The organism is Dongia sp. P2_B8 (assembly GCF_056404715.1).
This window is the reverse complement of sequence record NZ_JBFUDM010000003.1, coordinates 1,291,239-1,307,590: the sequence shown is the minus strand read 5'-3', so window position 1 is coordinate 1,307,590 and position 16,352 is coordinate 1,291,239. Positions and strand designations below refer to the sequence as shown.

Genomic DNA, 16,352 nt, shown 5'->3' with positions numbered 1-16,352 from the left:
GGAGGTTCCGATGCCGTCATTTGACATCGTTTCGAAGACCGAACTCGCTGAAGTCGACAATGCCGTGCAGGGCGTCGTGCGCGAAATCGCCACGCGTTTCGATTTCAAGGGGTCGAAATGCACCGTCGAGCGCAAGGACGAAGTGATCACCATCAATGCCGATGACGATCTGAAGCTGAAGCAGGTCCAGGAATTGCTGAAGGTCTACATCACCCGCCGCAAGCTGGATGCCGGCTGCCTTGAATTCAAGGAAGAGCAGAAGGCCACCGGCAATTCGCGCCGCCAGGAGGTGCTGGTCAAGCAGGGGCTGGACCAGAAGCTCGCCAAGCAGATCGTCAAGGACATCAAGGACAGCAAGTTGAAGGTCCAGGTATCGATCCAGGGCGACGAATTGCGCGTCACGGGCAAGAAGCGCGACGATCTGCAGGATGCGATCGCCTTCGTCAAAGGCCTGAAGATCGAGCAGCCACTGCAATACACCAACTTCCGCGATTGAGGTTCCATCTTGCTCAAGCCCGTCATTCGTCTCGAAAATCCCGACCAGCCGGCAATTCGCGTACTGCTTGCCGCCAGTGACAGTTATCACGCGGCCCTCTATCCGGCCGAAAGCAATCACATGGTTGACCTTGCATCCCTGCAAGATGCCGATACCAGCTTCTACGTCGCCCGCGTCGATGGCGACGTGCGCGGCATCGGCGCCATCCGGCGTCAGGACGGCTATGCCGAGATCAAGCGCATGTTCGTCGATCCGAAGGCGCGCGGCCTGAAGCTCGGCAGCCGGTTGCTAGCGACCTTGGAAGCCGACGCACGCACGGTGGGTCTGCGCTGCCTGCGCCTGGAAACCGGTATCAAGCAGCCGGAAGCGATTGCGCTTTATCGGGCCGCCGGGTTTCATGAGATCGGCCCATTCGGCAGCTACCAGTCCGACCCGAATTCGCTTTTCATGGAAAAGACGCTTACTGCTTAAGTCGCACTCGACCACTTCTGACCCAGATCTAGGAAGAATTGCCATGGCCAAAAAGAATCCGCTCAATCTCAACGCCCTGCAACTGAAGACGCTGACCTTGCTCCAGGCACTCTCTGGCCTGGAAGGTTATGCCGTGCCGGCGGAAGAAGCGGGCCACACCCTGATCCAGCGCCTGCCGCATGCTCACGGCGACCATTTTCATCTCGGGCCATGGGTCCTCTCCGCCAGCGACGCCACGGGGCTTAGCAACGAAGCCGCCTGGAAGGCTCTCGAGCGCAAAGGCTTGATCCAGTCGATGTTCCCGCGCGCCTGCATCCTGACACCGGCGGGCCACAGCTACGATACCGGCATGCGGCAGACCATGCTGCATGAAGCGCATCACCATTGAGATCGCTGCCATGAGTGAGCGGCGATGATGATGCCAAGATGAGCATAGCCGGGCCGAGCCATCTCGATCTTCGCGATCTGACCGTCGGCCCGCGGGCGAGCCTTGTCCTTGATGGGTTTTCTGCGAGCCTTGAGCGCAGCACCCTGTCGGCCCTGGTTGCCCCTGATCCCCTGGCGTCGCGTGCGGTCGTCGATATTGTCTCTGGCTTCGTTCGGCCGCAGCATGGCCGCATCCTGCTTGATGGCAAAGATCTGGCACTGCGGGCGCCGGGCGAACGCGGGATCATGACCATACGCGCGGGTCTGGCATTGTTCCCACACCTCACGGTGCTTGCCAACATTGCTTTTCCGCTGGAGCAGCGCGGCCATGACCGTGCGGAGGTCAAGAATCGCATCGACCGCCTGATCGATGAATGCGGTTTGAGCGCCGACATGCTGAAACTGCTCCCGGGTCAGCTGTCCCCGGAGCAACAAGTGCGTGTGGCGCTCGCCCGCGCGCTCGGAGGCGAACCGGAGGTGCTGCTGCTGGAACGGCCGCTGCATTCTTTGGCGCCGGCGGCACGCCGCGCCTTCCTGCCGGAGCTCAAGCGCCTGCATCGGCAATTCGGCGTAACCACCCTGCTGATCACCGACGATCTGGCCGAGGCGATGGCTGTCGCTGACATCATTGCTGTTCTGATGGATGGCCGCGAAACACAGCGCGGCAAGCCTGACGACCTGTTCGGGCGCCCGGCCAATGCCGCCATCGCGCGCCTCGCCGGCCCCTGCAATCTCATTCCGGTCGACATCGACATCCAGGACAGCAAGGTATTGCTGCGGAGCTCGATCCTGCAGGCCGGCCTTGGCGAGATAGCGCGCGACCATTGCCATCCGACCTTGACCACCGGGGCGGCACTGATGCTGGTGCGCCCGGAGGTCGTCCGGCTGTTCCTCGGAATTCGCCGCTTCGACATGCTGACGGATGGCCTCATCGCCGATGTCATGCCGCGCGGTGGCGGCGCACAGATCAGGGTAACAGTTGAAGGGCTGGCTGGCGGGATCGTGGCCGACATCCCTCTGCCGGCACCGTTCCCTCTTGAGATCGGCAGGCGCATCACCCTGGGCTGGAATCGCGCCGACGCATTCCTGCTGCCGGGCAATTGATGATGTCCGGCCTCGCTCCGACAGCAGCTGCGCACGATCCCCAGCGGGGTCCTCTGTCCGGTCTGGCCTGGCTCGCTGTCCTCGGCCAGGCAAGTCTGTTTGGTGCCCCCCTCCTCTTCGTCATGTGGCTGAGTTTGCAGGATGCGCCCGACGCGCCAGCGACGATCTCAGCCAACGCCTGGCTGCGCGTGCTGGCATCACCCGAAGCGCGCCTCTCTCTTCTCAACAGCATCGTCCTCGCCAGCCTGTCGGCCGCCTTGGCCACAATCTTCGCCATCCCGCTCGCCTATGTCATCGGTATCCGCGGCAGGCGGCTGGGCCGCCTTGTACTCGGCATCGTCATCATGATCTGGTTCGTCGATCCCGGGATGCGCATCCTCGGCTGGATGCAGGCTTTCAAGGATTTGGCCCTGCTCGACATCATCCCCGCGGCCCTCCTGGCCGGCTTTCCGGCCGAACTGATTGCCAGCCTCCACGCCTGGTTGCCAGCGGCGATCCTGGTGATCGCCTGGGGCTTTGCGCGCACCGACCGGCAGATCCTCAGCACCGCGCGGGAATGCGGTGCCACCAGCTTTGTCCTGCTGCGACGAATTCTGGTGCCGCTCAATAGCCGCCTGCTGGCGTTCACGGCCGCGATCGTCTTTTGCGGGTCGGTCGGCAGCTTCCTGGAGCCGCGCCTGCTTGGCAGCGGCGATTTCCAGCAAGCGACCGAATGGCTGCAGCGCGCGTTGGAAAGCGAAACCGGCTGGCCCTATGCCGCCGTCATGTTGCTGCTCATCCTGCTGATCGCCGTGCTGCCGTTGATGCTCGTGGGTATCCTGAAGCAACGTATGCGCAAGGGCACCCCATCATGATCCGCCGCGTAAGACGCACGCCGTCGCTTGGCATCTATGCCGCAGCCTTGCTGCTGCTGCTGTTCCTGTTGCTGCCGGTCGCCGCGATCTTCGGCCTCGGCCTCTATTATAGCCTCGGCATCATCCTGGTGGCGGATGCCAGCCAGATGATGGCAGCCCTCGCCAAGGAAGCCGGCATCGCGCCGGCCCTGCTGCAAACGCCGCTGCTTGCCGTGATCGTGGCGATCCTGGCATCGCTTTGGGGGTTCTGCCTCTCGGTGATCTGGCGGCAATGGCTTGCGGGACGCCACCTGTATCTGGTGTTGATTTCAGCCCTGCCGTTCCTGCTGCCGCGCTTTGGCCTCGGCACCTTGTTTCTGCTGGCTTGCCTGAAGCTTGCGCAATGGGGCGGCAATTTCTTGGGGATGTCCTTGGTGGCCGCCAGTCAGGCCGCGGTGGCGGCCCCCTTGGTGGCCGGCATCCTTTGCCTCGGTTGGCGCCGGATCGATACCAGCTGGCGGCGGACCGCCCTCGAAGCCGGTGCCGATGAGCTGACGATTTTCCGGCAACTCGAATGGCCGATCCTGCGCCCCTATGCCGTTTTTGGCGCCTTGTTGGCGCTCATCCTGTCGCTGGGGGACTTCTACCTCGGTAATGCCTTGTCGGGCGATACTGTCCTGCTGCCGGGCGCCATCCTCTCCGGTGTCGCACAGAATGCCTCGCCGCTCTATCATGCGCTGGTCGCTCTCATTCTGATCATTGACGTGGCCCTGCTGGTTGTGGTCACACGTCATCTTCGGCGCCTCACCCAAGCTTGAACGGATAAGATCGTGACCGACCTCGATCTCTGCTTTACACCCGCCACCGAACTCGCCGCGCGCATTCGTGCCGGCACGCTCTCGCCCGTGACGCTGGTCACCAATGCGTTGGCCAGGATCGCCGACGTCAATCCGGCGCTCAATTGCTTTTGCTTTGTCTATCCGGAGGAAGCGCTGGCACTGGCCAGGGAAATGGAAACTGAAGCCAAGGCAGGCAAGTTCCGCGGCCCGCTCCACGGTGTCCCCTATGCGCTCAAGGATCTGACGCCGACCAAGGGCAAGCGCACGACGCTCGGCTCCTATGCCTACGAACATTGGGTGCCGGATCATGACGCGCCGATTGCCGAGGCCCTGGCGAAGGCTGGCGGCATCCTCGTCGGCAAGACCACGACACCGGAATTCGCCTATTCGAGTTTCACCGAGAGCCCGCTCTGGGGCATCACGCGCAATCCGTGGAATCTGGAGCGCACCGCCGGCGGTTCGTCCGGTGGATCGGGGGCGGCGGTTGCCAGCGGCTGCGTCCCCTTTGCCGAAGGTTCGGACATGGGTGGCTCGGTGCGCATCCCAGCCAGCTTCTGCGGCATCGTCGGGTTGAAGCCGAGCTTCGGCCGCATTCCTTTCACCATCCTGCCCAGCCAGTTCGATCAGCTGTCGCATTTCGGCCCGCTGGCGCGCACCATCGCCGATGCCTGCCTGTTCCTGGAAATCACCCAGGGGCCAGACGAGCGCGACATCCAATCGCTGCAACCGGCGCTCGATTTCAATGCGCCGCTGCCCAGCGACCTCAAGGGCCGCCGCCTCGCTTTGCTTCTCAAGGTCGGCAATCACGTCTGGCACCCGGAGGTCGAAGCCGCTGTCCGGCACGCAGCCAATCTCTTTGCCAAGCAAGGCGCCATCATCGAGGAAGTCTCCCTTCCCTGGGGCAAGGATGAGGACGATCTGTGGAGCCAGCATTGGGGTGTCTATCTCGCCACCTTCTTCGGCCATGTGCTGAAGGATTATCGTGCCAAGATGGACCCCAATGTCGTGCGGTTGATGGAAGCCGGCCTCGCCATGAACGCGGTCGAATTCAAGAAGATCGAGATCGTGCGTACCCGGATGTGGGGCGAGATTCAGCCGATCCTGGCGCGCAATGACGCCATGCTCACCGGCACGATGTGCCAGCCGGCCGCCAAGGTCGGCCGCAATGATGCCGAATACTGGCAGCTGGATGACCGGGGGCAGTATCACGCCCTCGACTTCACCTCGGTCTGGAACTTCGTCAGCCCCTGCCCGGCCTTATCGGTGCCCGCAGGCTTCACCACCGACAAGCTGCCCATTGGCTTGCAGATCATCGGCCGTCGCCATGACGACCGGGGTGTCCTGGGCCTGGGGGCGGCGTTGGAAAAGCTGCAGCCCTGGGCGGATCAACGCCCGCCACTCTAGAGCATGCCTCTTGAATCCCTGGCCCTTGCCAAACAGGCTCAAAAGGCGCTAGCCCTAGCCTGCATTTTCACTCCTTCCTGCTCTCTCGGGTGCCCCAATGACCAAGAACGTAAAGCCGCGCAACGGCGGCCGGATTCTGATCGATGCCTTGATCGGCCATGGCGTGGAGATGGCATTCTGCGTCCCCGGCGAAAGCTATCTGGCAGCGCTTGATGCGCTGCATGATTCCCAGGACAAGATCAAGCTGATCGTCTGCCGCCAGGAAGGTGGCGCCGCCTACATGGCCGACGCCTATGGCAAGCTCACCGGCAAGCCCGGCATCTGCTTCGTGACCCGCGGCCCAGGCGCCACCAACGCCTCGGTTGGCGTCCATACGGCGTTCCAGGATTCGACGCCGATGATCCTGTTCATCGGCCAGGTCGCCCGCGACCAGGTCGAGCGCGAAGCCTTCCAGGAAATCGATTTCCGCCGCATGTACGGCCCGATGGTGAAATGGGTGGCTGAGATCGACGATGCCGCCCGCATTCCGGAACTGGTGAGCCAGGCTTTCCATCGCGCCGTCAACGGCCGGCCAGGCCCCGTCGTACTCGCCTTGCCGGAAGATATGCTGACCGATGTGGTCGAGGTCGGCGATGCTGCGCACTTTAAAGTCAGTCGCGGTCATCCCGGCGAAGAAGACATGGCGACTTTCCGCACCATGCTGGCAAAGGCGCAGCGCCCGCTCGTCATCCTCGGCGGCGGTGGCTGGGACGCTGATGCCGTGGCTGATTTCCGCGCCTTTGCCGAAGCCAACAATCTGCCCATCGGCTGTGCCTTCCGCTGCCAGGATCTCTTTGACAACACGCTGCCCAACTATGTCGGCGATGTCGGCATCGGCATCAACCCGAAGCTGGCGCAGCGCATCCGCGAAAGCGACCTGCTGATTGCCGTCGGTGCGCGCCTTGGCGAGATGACAACGTCTGGCTACACCTTGATCGACATTCCGGTGCCGGCGCAAAAGCTCGTCCACGTGCATGCCAGCGCCGAAGAGCTGGGCCGCGTCTATCAGGCGACCTTGCCGATCAACAGTGGCATGGCGGCCTTCGCGCGCGCCGTCCGGAAATTGGGACCGGTCGACCACAGGGCCTGGGACAGTTGGACCACGGGTGCCCGCGCCGACTATCTCGAGAATATCAAGCACGGCACCATTCCAGGCAGCCTGCAGATGGGCGACATCATGGCGTGGCTGCGTGAGCGCTTGCCGGCTGATGCCATCCTCACCAATGGCGCCGGCAATTATGCGACCTGGAGCCACCGTTTCTATCAATATCGCAAGTACCGCTCGCAGCTGGGGCCCACCAACGGGTCGATGGGTTACGGTGTGCCGGCGGCGGTTGCGGCAAAGCTCGCGGCTCCAGAGCGGATCGTCGTCTCCTTCAACGGCGACGGTTGCTTCATGATGAACGGACAGGAATTGGCGACTGCCGTGCAATACGGCGCCAACGCCGTGTTCCTGGTGATCAACAACGGCATGTACGGCACCATCCGCATGCACCAGGAAAAGACCTATCCTGGTCGCGTCAGCGGCACCGATCTTCATAATCCGGATTTCGTAGCACTCGGTAAAGCCTATGGSGCCCATGCGGAACTGGTCGAGACCACGGCACAGTTCGCACCCGCCTTCGAGCGCGCACTGGCAGCGGGCAAGCCAGCGCTCCTTGAGTTGCGGCTTGACCCGGAAGCGATCACGCCCAAGGCCTCGCTCACCGACCTTCGTGAAGCGGCGCTCAAATCGCAGAAGCCGTGACCGACCGCCTCTCGACAGAGCTGTTTGTTCAAGGACATGTGCGCCAGTGTTTTGCACAAGGACTGACGGCTGTCATCGCGCATAAAGGCGATGCCTGGGGCGGAGCTATCCTGATCAAACTCAATCTGCTGGGACCCGGCTGCAAGCTGCTCACGCAGACGCGCGACCAGGAAGGCAAGATCGCCTGGCTGCCGGTACAGGCCGGCGCCCTTCTCACCGAGATGGATGCCGACGCCTATATCGCGCGCTCTGTCCATCGCGACCCCGATCTCTGGGTAGTCGAGATCGAGGACCGCACCGGACGGAATCCGTTTCCGGGGAAGATTCTTTGACGTGAGCTCTCCAGCGACAGCCCCCACCCAACCCTCCCCCTGAAGGGAGAGGGCTTTTAGGCTGAGTTTGCGCAGTCACCGCGTTCCAAACTCCCTCTCCCTTCAGGGGGAGGGTCGGGGTGGGGGCATAAGTGACGGGTGCCTTGGCGGATGACTCAGCTATACCTCGCCCATCCGCCTGAAATCGCGGCGCAGGCTGAATTCCTGCGACGTGACCTGCGTCTCCATCGCCCCCGCCCGTTCCTCAAGCTCGCGGAACTTGCGCCGCAAATTCGGGAAGCTGAGATCCGGTGGCAGTTCACCGGTCGCCCAATTGTCTTTCTCGCTCGGCTTCTCGGCGGCACGCACAGGTTCGATATCAACCGGCTTCAGGAAGAACGTACCAAGGCCGTAGGCGATCAAGGTGAACATCGGCGCAAAGATCAACGCGATCACGGCGGCGATGCGGACCCATTTCAGCCTGACACCCCAATGGACGGCGATGCCGGCGCAGATGCCGCTGACGCGGCCTTGTTCCGGAATGCGGCGCAGTCCCTGGAAGGCCCAGAACGGACGCGGCGTATCTGACGAATTGTCCCCACTCATTTATTGTGCTCCCGCCAGCCCGGCGCCTCGGCGTCGAGCAGTTTTTCCAGATTGGCCACACGGCTTTCAAGCCGCTGGGCCACGCCCCACATCTCCTTGAACGATTTCTCGTCCGTGGTCCCAGTCTGCTTCTGGTTTTTCCACATGGTCTTGTAGTGGAAGATCAGCCACAGCGGCGCCACGATGACCATGAACAGGATCGCAGGAACGRACATGAACTCGAGCAGACTCATCGACGATCCCTTTGGGATGTTGGGCGGTTGAAGCGATGGCGCTTAGCCAGAACACGGGGTTCAGGCCTTGCGCTCGGACCGGAGCTTCTCCTTGAGCGCGTCCAACTCTGCATCAAGGCCGGTCTCGGCTTCAAGGCTGGCAAACTCCTGCTCCAGGGTCTTCGCCTGACCCATATCGTAAACCTCGGCCCGACCTTCAAGCTCATCGATCTTCTGGTGGAGCGTTTCATAGCGCGCCAGGGCATCGTCGACCCGGCCGTCGGCCAGGGTACGGCGCACCTGCACCCGCTTCTGGGCGGCGTTGAGGCGGATGAGGAGCGCCTTCTGCTTCGCCTTGGCTTCCTGCAGCTTGGACTGCAGACGGGCCAGATCCTCGTCATGGCGGGTGAGCGCCTCTTCGACGGCGGCGAGTTCGCCCCGCAGCATGTCGGCGCTTTCGGCGAGCTTGCGCTTGGCGAGCAGGGCGCCCTTGGCAAGATCGTCGCGGCCCTTGCCGATGGCAAACTCCGCCTTCGCGGCCCAATCGGCTTCCGCCGCTGCCAATTGCTCAAGCCGGCGCTGGATTTCCTTCTTTTCCGAGATGTTCTTGACGGCCGCCGAGCGCACCTCGACCAGCGTGTCCTCCATCTCCTGGATCATCAGTTTCGCCATCTTTTCCGGATCTTCGGCCCGGTCCAGAAGTGCGTTGAGATTGGCGTTCACGATGTCGCTGAGGCGCGAAAAAATACCCATGATGGGGTCCTTTCAGAGAAGTCTATGAGTGTTCGGGAAATGCAAAGCGGAACTAGAGCAGGAAGTGGCCGAGGGCGACGCCACAGGCAAAGAAGCCCCAATCCGACGCCGTCCGGCTGCCGAGATAAGTTTTGACCCAGGCCGCAGCGCGGTCGAGATCGGCGGCAATACCGCGGCGGAACTGAGGGTTTGCATCGTCTGTCATGGCAGGCTCCTGCTAAATCAAGATACGCAGTGAATTGCAGGGCCCGTGCCAACGAGCGATCTTATATATTTCAATATGTTAGCTGATTCATTGCTTCTATATTAGCGGTTATAGCTATCTAATATCGCCAATATTGGCTATTCTGCACAGATGGCAGAATCAACCACCCAATCCAACGAACCAACCGTCCTGCTCGGCTCCGATCCCGCCTTCCTGGAGGCGCTGGAGCATGTCTCGCGGCTGGCGCAGCTTGACCGGCCGGCCCTGGTCATTGGCGAGCGCGGCACGGGCAAGGAGCTGTTTGCCGAGCGCCTGCATTACCTCTCGCCACGCTGGGAGGGGCCCTTCACCAAGGTGAATTGCGCGGCGCTGAGCGAAACCCTGCTGGAGAGTGAGCTGTTCGGTCACGAGGCCGGCGCCTTCACGGGTGCGCGGACGCGGCGGCGGGGACGTTTTGAGCGCGCCGATGGCGGCACCCTGTTCCTTGACGAAATCGCCACGGCCTCGGCGCGGCTCCAGGAACAGATCCTGCGGGTCATCGAATATGGCGAGTTTGAACGGGTCGGCGGCGAACAGACCTTGAAGGTCGACGTGCGCGTCGTCGGCGCCACCAACGTCGATCTGCCGGCCCTGGCCGCGACCGGTGAATTCCGCGCGGACCTTCTGGATCGCCTGGCCTTCGACGTCGTCACCTTGCCGCCCTTGCGTGCCCGGCCGTCCGACATCATCGATCTCAGCGACGCCTTTGGCGTGCGCATGGCGAAGACTTTAGGTCATCCCCTCTTTCCAGGCTTCACCCAGGAATGCCAGCGGATGCTGCTGGCCCATGCCTGGCCAGGCAATGTCCGCGAGCTGCGCAATGTGATCGAGCGGTCGGTCTATCGCGCCGGCCCAATGGAACAGCCGATCCCGGAAATCCATATCGATCCGTTCGAAAGCCCGTGGCGCCTCGGCGGGCAAGCTGCGGAAGCCCCCTCAGCTGCCTGCACACCAACACCCTTGGCCGGGTTCGCAGCCGCCGTTGCGGGATTTGAAACCGATCTGTTGCAGCGTGCACTCAAATCTGCGGGCGGCAGCCAGACCCGCGCCGCGCAACTGCTCGACCTTAGCTACCATCAGCTCCGGCGGCTGCTGGCCAAGTATAAAATTTGAGATGGGCTCGTCATGCCCGGGCTTGACCCGGGGATCAGAGTCGAATGGGCGAGATACATCCCGTATTGACAGATGCCCGGGTCAAGCCCGGGCATGACGATGAGATGATATGAAGCCTACAGCCAACCAGATTTCTTGAAGCGCCAGAACAACAGGCCGCATATGACGAAGATGGCGCCTAATACGCCGAAATAGCCGTATTTCCAGGTCAATTCCGGCATGTGCTCGAAATTCATACCGTAGATGCCGGCAACGGCCGTGGGCACGGCCAGCATGGCGGCCCAGGCCGCCAGCTGCCGCATCACCTCGTTCTGCTTCATGGCGCTCATCAGCATCTTGGTGTCGACCACGGTCTTGATCAATTCCCGCAGGCTTTCGATGCGGTCCAGCAGGATGTTGGTATGGTCCAGCACGTCGCGGAAATAAGGATGTGTATTGCGATCGATGAGTGCCATGTCATAGCGCATCAGGCGCTGGCAGATTTCCGGCAGCGGCGCCACGGCATGGCGCATGTGCAGAAGATCGCGGCGCAGCACCACGATCTCTTCGAGGACGTCGAAAGTGCTCTTGCCATCGAGCACCGCTTCCTCCAGCCGCTCGATATCGTCCTCGATGCTTTCGACGATCGGAAAGTATCGATCGACGATGAAATCCATCAGCGCATAGAGGATGAAGTCTTCGCCCTTCTTGAAACTCTCCGGCGTATGCTCGCAGCGGGCGCGGACTTCGGTGTAGGGGGTCGACGGACCGTGACGCACGGTGATGACATAGCCGCGGCCGATGAAGAAGCTGGTCTCGCCCATGGCGACATGGGGCCCCTCCATCTGCGCGGTCTTCATCACCACGAACAGGGTCTCGCCATAGAGCTCCAGTTTCGGACGCTGGTGGGCGCGGTAAGCATCTTCGACGGCCAGCTCGTGCAGGCTGAAATAATGTTGCAGCTTCGCGAGCTCTTCCTGGCTGGGTTCATAAAGCCCGATCCAGATGACCCGCCCGGGCTGGACCCGCATCTGTTCCTGGTCGTTGATATCTAGGCTGCCAAGGCGCCGCCCTGCTTCATAGACCGCACAATCGACGACATGTCCCATAGGAGCTACCTGCCCAGACTCATTTTACGCGTATTTTGAACCCGTTAACCCGCTTAGCCCAGGCCGATCATCGTGGCAAGCGGCCTATACAAGCCGTTTACGGCAGATTACCCTGCGGCCGGCCTCGATTTGGCCACCGAAACGGGCCAGGACCGCCAAATAATCCAAATAACATTGAACCTAATGATCTGATTGGGCGACAAATTGTACAAGATGGCAGACATAGTATGAGGCTGGACGCGGGTAACGTCATTCCCGATGGAAAGCTCCTGGATGGGATTGCCAAGGGCGACCGGGCCGCCTTTACAGAGTTCTATCAGCGGCACAACCGCCCGCTCTTCGCCTTTCTGGTGAAGCTGGTGCGGGACCGCGAGATGGCTGAGGAAGTACTCAGCGAAACGATGCTGGACGTGTGGCGCCAGGCCGGGCGGTTCGAGGGCAAGTCGTCAGTGACGACCTGGTTGTTCTCGATCGGGCACCATAAGGCCGTCAGCCGCTTGCGCCGGATGCGCGAAGTTGCCCTGGACGAGGAAGTCGCAGCCAATATCGAAGATGGCGCGCCGACTCCGGACGTCCAGGCATCGGACAAGGATATGTCGCGCTTGCTGCTGAGCCTGATTGACCGGTTGTCCTTGGATCATCGTGAGATCCTGCAACTGGCCTACTATCAGGAATTTTCGGTGCAGGAGATCGCCGAGGTATTGGATCTGCCGGAGAACACGGTCAAGACCCGCATGTTTTATGCGCGTCAGCGCCTGAAGGTGCTGCTTGAGGCAGCTGGAGTGAAAGGAGCGATCGCATGAGCGCCCAAAAAGACGACAAGCGCCCGCTCAATCTTGAAGAGGCGCAGGAATTGCTGCCCTGGTATCTGACCGGCAAGCTTTCGCGCGCCGAGAGCGCCTCGGTGGAAAGCATGCTGAAGGGCTCGGCTGACCTGCGCGAGCAGCTGGATGCCGCACGCGACCAGCGCCGCGCCGTGGTCGATGCCGGCGATGCGGTCGGCGGTCCCTCTTCCGCCAACCTCACCAGGCTGCTGCAGCAGATCGAGACCACCAAGCAGCGGCGTTACGTGACTGCCAGCGAGCCCGGCTTCTTCGAGCGCCTGCTGGGATCCTGGTTTGCGCCAAGACCGGCCCTGCAATTTGCTCTGGTCGCTGCCTGTGCGCTGGTCGTGGCGCAGGGTGCGTTCCTCTACAAGCTCGGCGAATTGCCGTTCCAGTCCAGCGATCCGGCATCCGGCGAAAGCTATGCAACGGCCAGCGATGGCGCTGCCCTGCCAGTCCCAACCGCAAGCCTCATCGTCTCGTTCCGTCCTGAGGTAACTACCGCGCAGCTGACGCAGATGCTGGGCGAGATCAACGCCACGGTGATCGATGGCCCCAAGCCGGGCCAGACCTTCATCCTGGGCCTCACCGATGCCGCCAGTGCCGAAGGTGCGATCGCCAAGCTGCAATCGCGGCCGGATCTGGTCGCCAGCGCCCAGCGGCGCTGAGCCGGGCCTGCCCGTCATGCGCAACAGATGGCTCCTGATCGCTGCCCTGCTGGCCGGCATAGCCAGCGCGCCGGCGGCTGTTGCCCAGACCGTGCCGACCACCCCGCCGATCGGACCAGGGCCGACACCGCCGACGACCACCATCCCGACCTTCAATCGGCCTGGCCAGGGACCGGACGCGTCGGTGCCAGACATCCTGAACGGGCAGGATGCCGACAGCGACCGCAAGAAAAAGGGCGAAAAGGGCGAGGCGGTGCCCAATGAGCTCTGCGTGATCTTCCCGCCCTCGGTCGATCCCGCGGCCCCCGCACGCTTTGCATCGGACCTCGATCTGGAGGTCGCGCGCGACTTCACTATGACCGGTCTTGGCTTGCGAGTGTTTCTCATGCGCATCGCCGAAGGGGCCGATCTCGACAAGGTTTTCGACGCCGCTTCGGCCGACCAGCGGCCCCTCTGGGTACAGAAAAATCTCCTCTACCGGACCAGCGTCGGCGATGCCGCCGGGCAGCAATATGCCTTGCAGCAGATCCATGCCGAAGCGGCTGAAGCCAGGGCGTCAGGTGGCGCCGGCGTCACCATCGGCCTCATCGATAGCGGCGTCGACGTCGCCCATGAATCCTTGAAGGCCGCCCATATCACGGCGATCGATGTGGTCGATGGAGCCAAGGCCGTGAAGCCGGAAACGCATGGGACCGTGATGGCCAGCATCCTGGTCGGCCAGGGCCCGCTCCACGGTGTCGCGCCGAAAGCGGATCTGGTGGCGGTGCGTGCCTTCCGCGAGGTCGATGCAAAAGTGGGCGCCGCCGAAAGCTCGTCCTTCCTGCTGTCGCTGGGCATCGAGACGGCGGTCAAGCACGGTGCGCAGATCATCAATCTCAGCCTCACCGGACCCCAGGACCGGCTGGTGGCGCAGATGGTCAACGAGACCCTGATGCACAAGATCAGTGTCATCGCCGCGGCCGGCAATGAGGGCCCCAAGGGCCGCCCGGCCTATCCCGCGGCACAAGACGGCGTCATTGCGGTGACGGCCACGGACCAGAAGGACCAGCTCTACAAACACGCCAACCAGGGCGACTATATTTCAGTGGCGGCACCGGGCGTCGATATCCTCGGCGCCAAGCCCGGCGGCTCATATGATTTCTTCAGTGGCACATCGATGGCGACAGGCTACGTGACCGGCCTCGCCGCCCTGCTGATGGCTTCCGATACCGGCCTTACTGTGACGCAACTGCGCAAGGTCGTCGAAGGGTCGGCCGTCGATCTCGGCGCGCCCGCGCGCGACCCGGCCTTCGGTGCCGGCCGCATCGATGCCGCCTCCGCCCTCCAGCAGCTGCCCTGAACCCATAGAATGGGCCTTGCTGGCCTAGGCGGGCGTGGGGCGGTCGGCTAGAGTGCCGGCCTCATGATCGACGATCTCATTGCATACGCAACGGCCCACTGGCACATGCTGATCTTCAGCAGCGCCGCCATCTTTTTGGCGGCGATCGTGCGCGGCTTTTCCGGTTTCGGCTTTTCGCTGCTCAGCATCACGGCGATCTCGCTGCTGCTGCCACCTCGGGAAATCGTGCCCTCGATCTTCCTCCTTGAGGTCGCCGCCTCGATCAACATGATCCCCAGTATCTGGCGCGAGATCGACTGGCGCTCGATCCGCTGGCTGCTGCTGGGCTATGTCATCGCCCTGCCCCTTGGCACCTATGCCCTGGGAAACTTCCCAGAACCACCCATGCAGTTGGCCATGTCAATTTTCGTGCTCAGCACGGCCATCATGATGTTGCGCGGCTTTCGCATGACCAAAGCTCCCGGTGCGGCAGCTACGACGGTCACTGGCGCCGCCTCGGGCCTGTTCAACGGCGCCTTTGGTATTGGTGGACCACCCGTCGTTCTCTTCTACTTCTCGTCGCCCGCGGCCGCAGCCGTCAGTCGCGCCTCGGTCATTGCCTTCTTCCTCTCAACCGACGTGCTTGGCTTTGGTAAGTTGGCTTATGACGGCTTGGTGACGGGGCAGACTTTCGTACAGTTCCTGGCTTGGCTGCCAGCTTTGCTGATCGGCGTCTGGGCGGGCGCCCATGGCTTCCGCCGTATCGATCAAGCTCTGTTCCGACGCTTCGTGCTCGTGATCCTGATGGCCCTTGCCGTCCTCACATTAGGCAAGGCGCTCTATGATTGGAGCATCGGATAAAAAGGCGGACCCCAGGTTAGGATCTCTGACTAGGATTTGTAGCGAAGCGCTGCAATGAGCGCTGCCAGCGCCGGTGGCGTCTGCCGCCGGCTGGGATGATAGAGATAATAGCCGGGGAAGGTCGGGCACCACTTTTCCAGAACCCGCGTAAGACGCCCGGCTGCGATGTCACTCAACACCTCGTTCTCATAGGCATAGGCAAGGCCCAGGCCTGCCAGGGCCGCCTCTCGCGTGAGATCGCCATTGTTGAACACGAGCGGCCCCTGGACGCGAACCTCGAAGGGCCGCCCCTTCTCCTCGAAATCCCAGGCGTAGAGACCGCCTGACCTCATCAGCCGGTAATTGATGCAGCGATGGTCGGCCAGCTCGCGGGGCGTCCGGGGTGCCGGATGCTCGGCGAGATATGAGGGGGCGCCGACGACGACCATCCTTATATCCGGACCGATCCGAACCGCGATCATGTCCTTCTCAATGATGTTGCCGAAGCGGATGCCCGCATCGAAGCGGTCCGCGACAATGTCCGTGAGGTTGTCGTCGATGATCATTTCCAGGCGGATGCCTGGATGGGATTCCAGGAACCCCGGCAGCACCGGCATGACGACCGATGAAACCGCATGCTTGGTCGCCGTGATGCGGACGGTGCCCGACGGCTTCCCGCGCAGAGCCCCGATAGCGTCCACCCCCGTGTTGATCTCCTGTAGCGCGGGCCGCAAGGAACGGAGCAGCGTCTCGCCCGCCTCGGTCGTCGAGACAGAGCGCGTGGTCCGCGACAGGAGACGCGCGCCCAGCCGCTCCTCCAGCGCCTTCATGGCGTGGCTCAACGCCGACTGGGACATGCCGAGTTCGGCCGCCGCACGGGTGAAGCTGCCCTGCTCTGCCACCACCGCGAAGGCGGCCAGATCATAAAGGTCGTCCCGTTTCATTTATGCACCTTGCACATAGACCCAAGCGAATTATAGCGCCTAATCGAAATGACGAAACAGGCCTATTTGATT

Annotated in this window: 20 protein-coding genes; 14 read left to right on the top strand and 6 right to left on the bottom strand. The window is 62.4% G+C overall.

Annotation, left to right across the window (positions count from 1 at the left end; all coding sequences use genetic code 11):
• The first annotated feature begins 10 nt into the window (after window positions 1-10).
• The 9 genes from AC1DWZ_RS13645 to AC1DWZ_RS13605 all read left to right on the top strand — a co-directional run bounded on the left by AC1DWZ_RS13645 (window position 11) and on the right by AC1DWZ_RS13605 (window position 7,691).
• On the top strand, window positions 11-496 hold the full coding sequence (locus tag AC1DWZ_RS13645; protein ID WP_477169446.1) for a YajQ family cyclic di-GMP-binding protein: 486 nt from the start codon (window positions 11-13) through the stop codon (window positions 494-496).
• A 9-nt stretch (window positions 497-505) separates the two neighbouring features.
• The gene (locus AC1DWZ_RS13640; RefSeq protein ID WP_477169445.1) at window positions 506-967 is read left to right on the top strand and encodes a GNAT family N-acetyltransferase; all 462 of its coding nucleotides are present in this window, start codon (window positions 506-508) and stop codon (window positions 965-967) included.
• A 43-nt stretch (window positions 968-1,010) separates the two neighbouring features.
• Window positions 1,011-1,355 carry a hypothetical protein gene (locus AC1DWZ_RS13635; RefSeq protein WP_477169444.1) on the top strand — a complete coding sequence of 115 codons (345 nt, stop codon included), beginning with the start codon at window positions 1,011-1,013 and terminating at the stop codon, window positions 1,353-1,355.
• 38 nt (window positions 1,356-1,393) lie between these two features.
• Window positions 1,394-2,497, top strand: a complete 1,104-nt coding sequence (locus AC1DWZ_RS13630; protein ID WP_477169443.1) for an ABC transporter ATP-binding protein — start codon at window positions 1,394-1,396, stop codon at window positions 2,495-2,497.
• Window positions 2,498-2,499: 2 nt separating this feature from the next.
• Window positions 2,500-3,351: an ABC transporter permease subunit gene (locus AC1DWZ_RS13625; protein WP_477169442.1), complete on the top strand. Its 852-nt coding sequence runs from the start codon at window positions 2,500-2,502 to the stop codon at window positions 3,349-3,351.
• The gene (locus AC1DWZ_RS13620) at window positions 3,348-4,148 is read left to right on the top strand and encodes an ABC transporter permease subunit (protein ID WP_477169441.1); all 801 of its coding nucleotides are present in this window, start codon (window positions 3,348-3,350) and stop codon (window positions 4,146-4,148) included. Before AC1DWZ_RS13625 ends, AC1DWZ_RS13620 begins: the two co-directional genes overlap by 4 nt.
• A gap of 12 nt (window positions 4,149-4,160) precedes the next feature.
• Complete coding sequence (locus AC1DWZ_RS13615; RefSeq protein WP_477169440.1) at window positions 4,161-5,573, top strand: amidase; 1,413 nt, start codon at window positions 4,161-4,163, stop codon at window positions 5,571-5,573.
• 97 nt (window positions 5,574-5,670) lie between these two features.
• Window positions 5,671-7,359, top strand: a complete 1,689-nt coding sequence (locus tag AC1DWZ_RS13610; protein ID WP_477169439.1) for a thiamine pyrophosphate-binding protein — start codon at window positions 5,671-5,673, stop codon at window positions 7,357-7,359.
• Window positions 7,356-7,691 (top strand): DUF1491 family protein, encoded by a 336-nt coding sequence (locus tag AC1DWZ_RS13605; RefSeq protein WP_477169438.1) that lies wholly within the window; start codon window positions 7,356-7,358, stop codon window positions 7,689-7,691. Before AC1DWZ_RS13610 ends, AC1DWZ_RS13605 begins: the two co-directional genes overlap by 4 nt.
• 159 nt (window positions 7,692-7,850) lie before the next feature.
• On the opposite strand, the gene AC1DWZ_RS13600 is transcribed toward AC1DWZ_RS13605, so the two are convergent.
• From AC1DWZ_RS13600 to AC1DWZ_RS13585, 4 genes are read right to left on the bottom strand one after another with little or no spacing between them, the layout of a single operon-like run.
• Window positions 7,851-8,276 carry a PspC domain-containing protein gene (locus AC1DWZ_RS13600; protein ID WP_477169437.1) on the bottom strand — a complete coding sequence of 142 codons (426 nt, stop codon included), beginning with the start codon at window positions 8,274-8,276 and terminating at the stop codon, window positions 7,851-7,853.
• Complete coding sequence (pspB, locus tag AC1DWZ_RS13595; RefSeq protein ID WP_477169436.1) at window positions 8,273-8,509, bottom strand: envelope stress response membrane protein PspB; 237 nt, start codon at window positions 8,507-8,509, stop codon at window positions 8,273-8,275. Before pspB ends, AC1DWZ_RS13600 begins: the two co-directional genes overlap by 4 nt.
• Window positions 8,510-8,569: 60 nt before the next feature.
• Window positions 8,570-9,241 (bottom strand): phage shock protein PspA, encoded by a 672-nt coding sequence (pspA, locus tag AC1DWZ_RS13590; RefSeq protein ID WP_477169435.1) that lies wholly within the window; start codon window positions 9,239-9,241, stop codon window positions 8,570-8,572.
• Window positions 9,242-9,293: 52 nt separating this feature from the next.
• Complete coding sequence (locus AC1DWZ_RS13585) at window positions 9,294-9,446, bottom strand: hypothetical protein (RefSeq protein ID WP_477169434.1); 153 nt, start codon at window positions 9,444-9,446, stop codon at window positions 9,294-9,296.
• Between the two features lie 150 nt (window positions 9,447-9,596).
• Here AC1DWZ_RS13585 and pspF point away from each other — a divergent pair, with 150 nt between their 5' ends.
• Entirely contained in the window at window positions 9,597-10,598 is a 1,002-nt protein-coding gene (gene pspF / locus AC1DWZ_RS13580; RefSeq protein ID WP_477169433.1) for a phage shock protein operon transcriptional activator, read from the top strand.
• Window positions 10,599-10,714: 116 nt separating this feature from the next.
• On the opposite strand, the gene corA is transcribed toward pspF, so the two are convergent.
• Window positions 10,715-11,686, bottom strand: coding sequence for a magnesium/cobalt transporter CorA (gene corA, locus AC1DWZ_RS13575; protein WP_477169432.1), 972 nt, complete (start codon window positions 11,684-11,686; stop codon window positions 10,715-10,717).
• Window positions 11,687-11,913: 227 nt separating this feature from the next.
• Here corA and AC1DWZ_RS13570 point away from each other — a divergent pair, with 227 nt between their 5' ends.
• The 4 genes from AC1DWZ_RS13570 (at window position 11,914) to AC1DWZ_RS13555 (ending at window position 15,357) form a co-directional block, all read left to right on the top strand.
• The gene (locus tag AC1DWZ_RS13570; RefSeq protein ID WP_477169431.1) at window positions 11,914-12,489 is read left to right on the top strand and encodes a sigma-70 family RNA polymerase sigma factor; all 576 of its coding nucleotides are present in this window, start codon (window positions 11,914-11,916) and stop codon (window positions 12,487-12,489) included.
• Window positions 12,486-13,178: a hypothetical protein gene (locus tag AC1DWZ_RS13565; protein WP_477169430.1), complete on the top strand. Its 693-nt coding sequence runs from the start codon at window positions 12,486-12,488 to the stop codon at window positions 13,176-13,178. The genes AC1DWZ_RS13570 and AC1DWZ_RS13565 overlap by 4 nt, the downstream gene beginning before the upstream one ends.
• 16 nt (window positions 13,179-13,194) lie before the next feature.
• Window positions 13,195-14,517, top strand: coding sequence for a S8 family serine peptidase (locus AC1DWZ_RS13560; protein WP_477169429.1), 1,323 nt, complete (start codon window positions 13,195-13,197; stop codon window positions 14,515-14,517).
• A 63-nt stretch (window positions 14,518-14,580) separates the two neighbouring features.
• Window positions 14,581-15,357: a sulfite exporter TauE/SafE family protein gene (locus AC1DWZ_RS13555; protein WP_477169428.1), complete on the top strand. Its 777-nt coding sequence runs from the start codon at window positions 14,581-14,583 to the stop codon at window positions 15,355-15,357.
• A 29-nt stretch (window positions 15,358-15,386) separates the two neighbouring features.
• On the opposite strand, the gene AC1DWZ_RS13550 is transcribed toward AC1DWZ_RS13555, so the two are convergent.
• Window positions 15,387-16,280 carry a LysR family transcriptional regulator gene (locus AC1DWZ_RS13550; protein WP_477169427.1) on the bottom strand — a complete coding sequence of 298 codons (894 nt, stop codon included), beginning with the start codon at window positions 16,278-16,280 and terminating at the stop codon, window positions 15,387-15,389.
• Window positions 16,281-16,352: the final 72 nt, after the last annotated feature.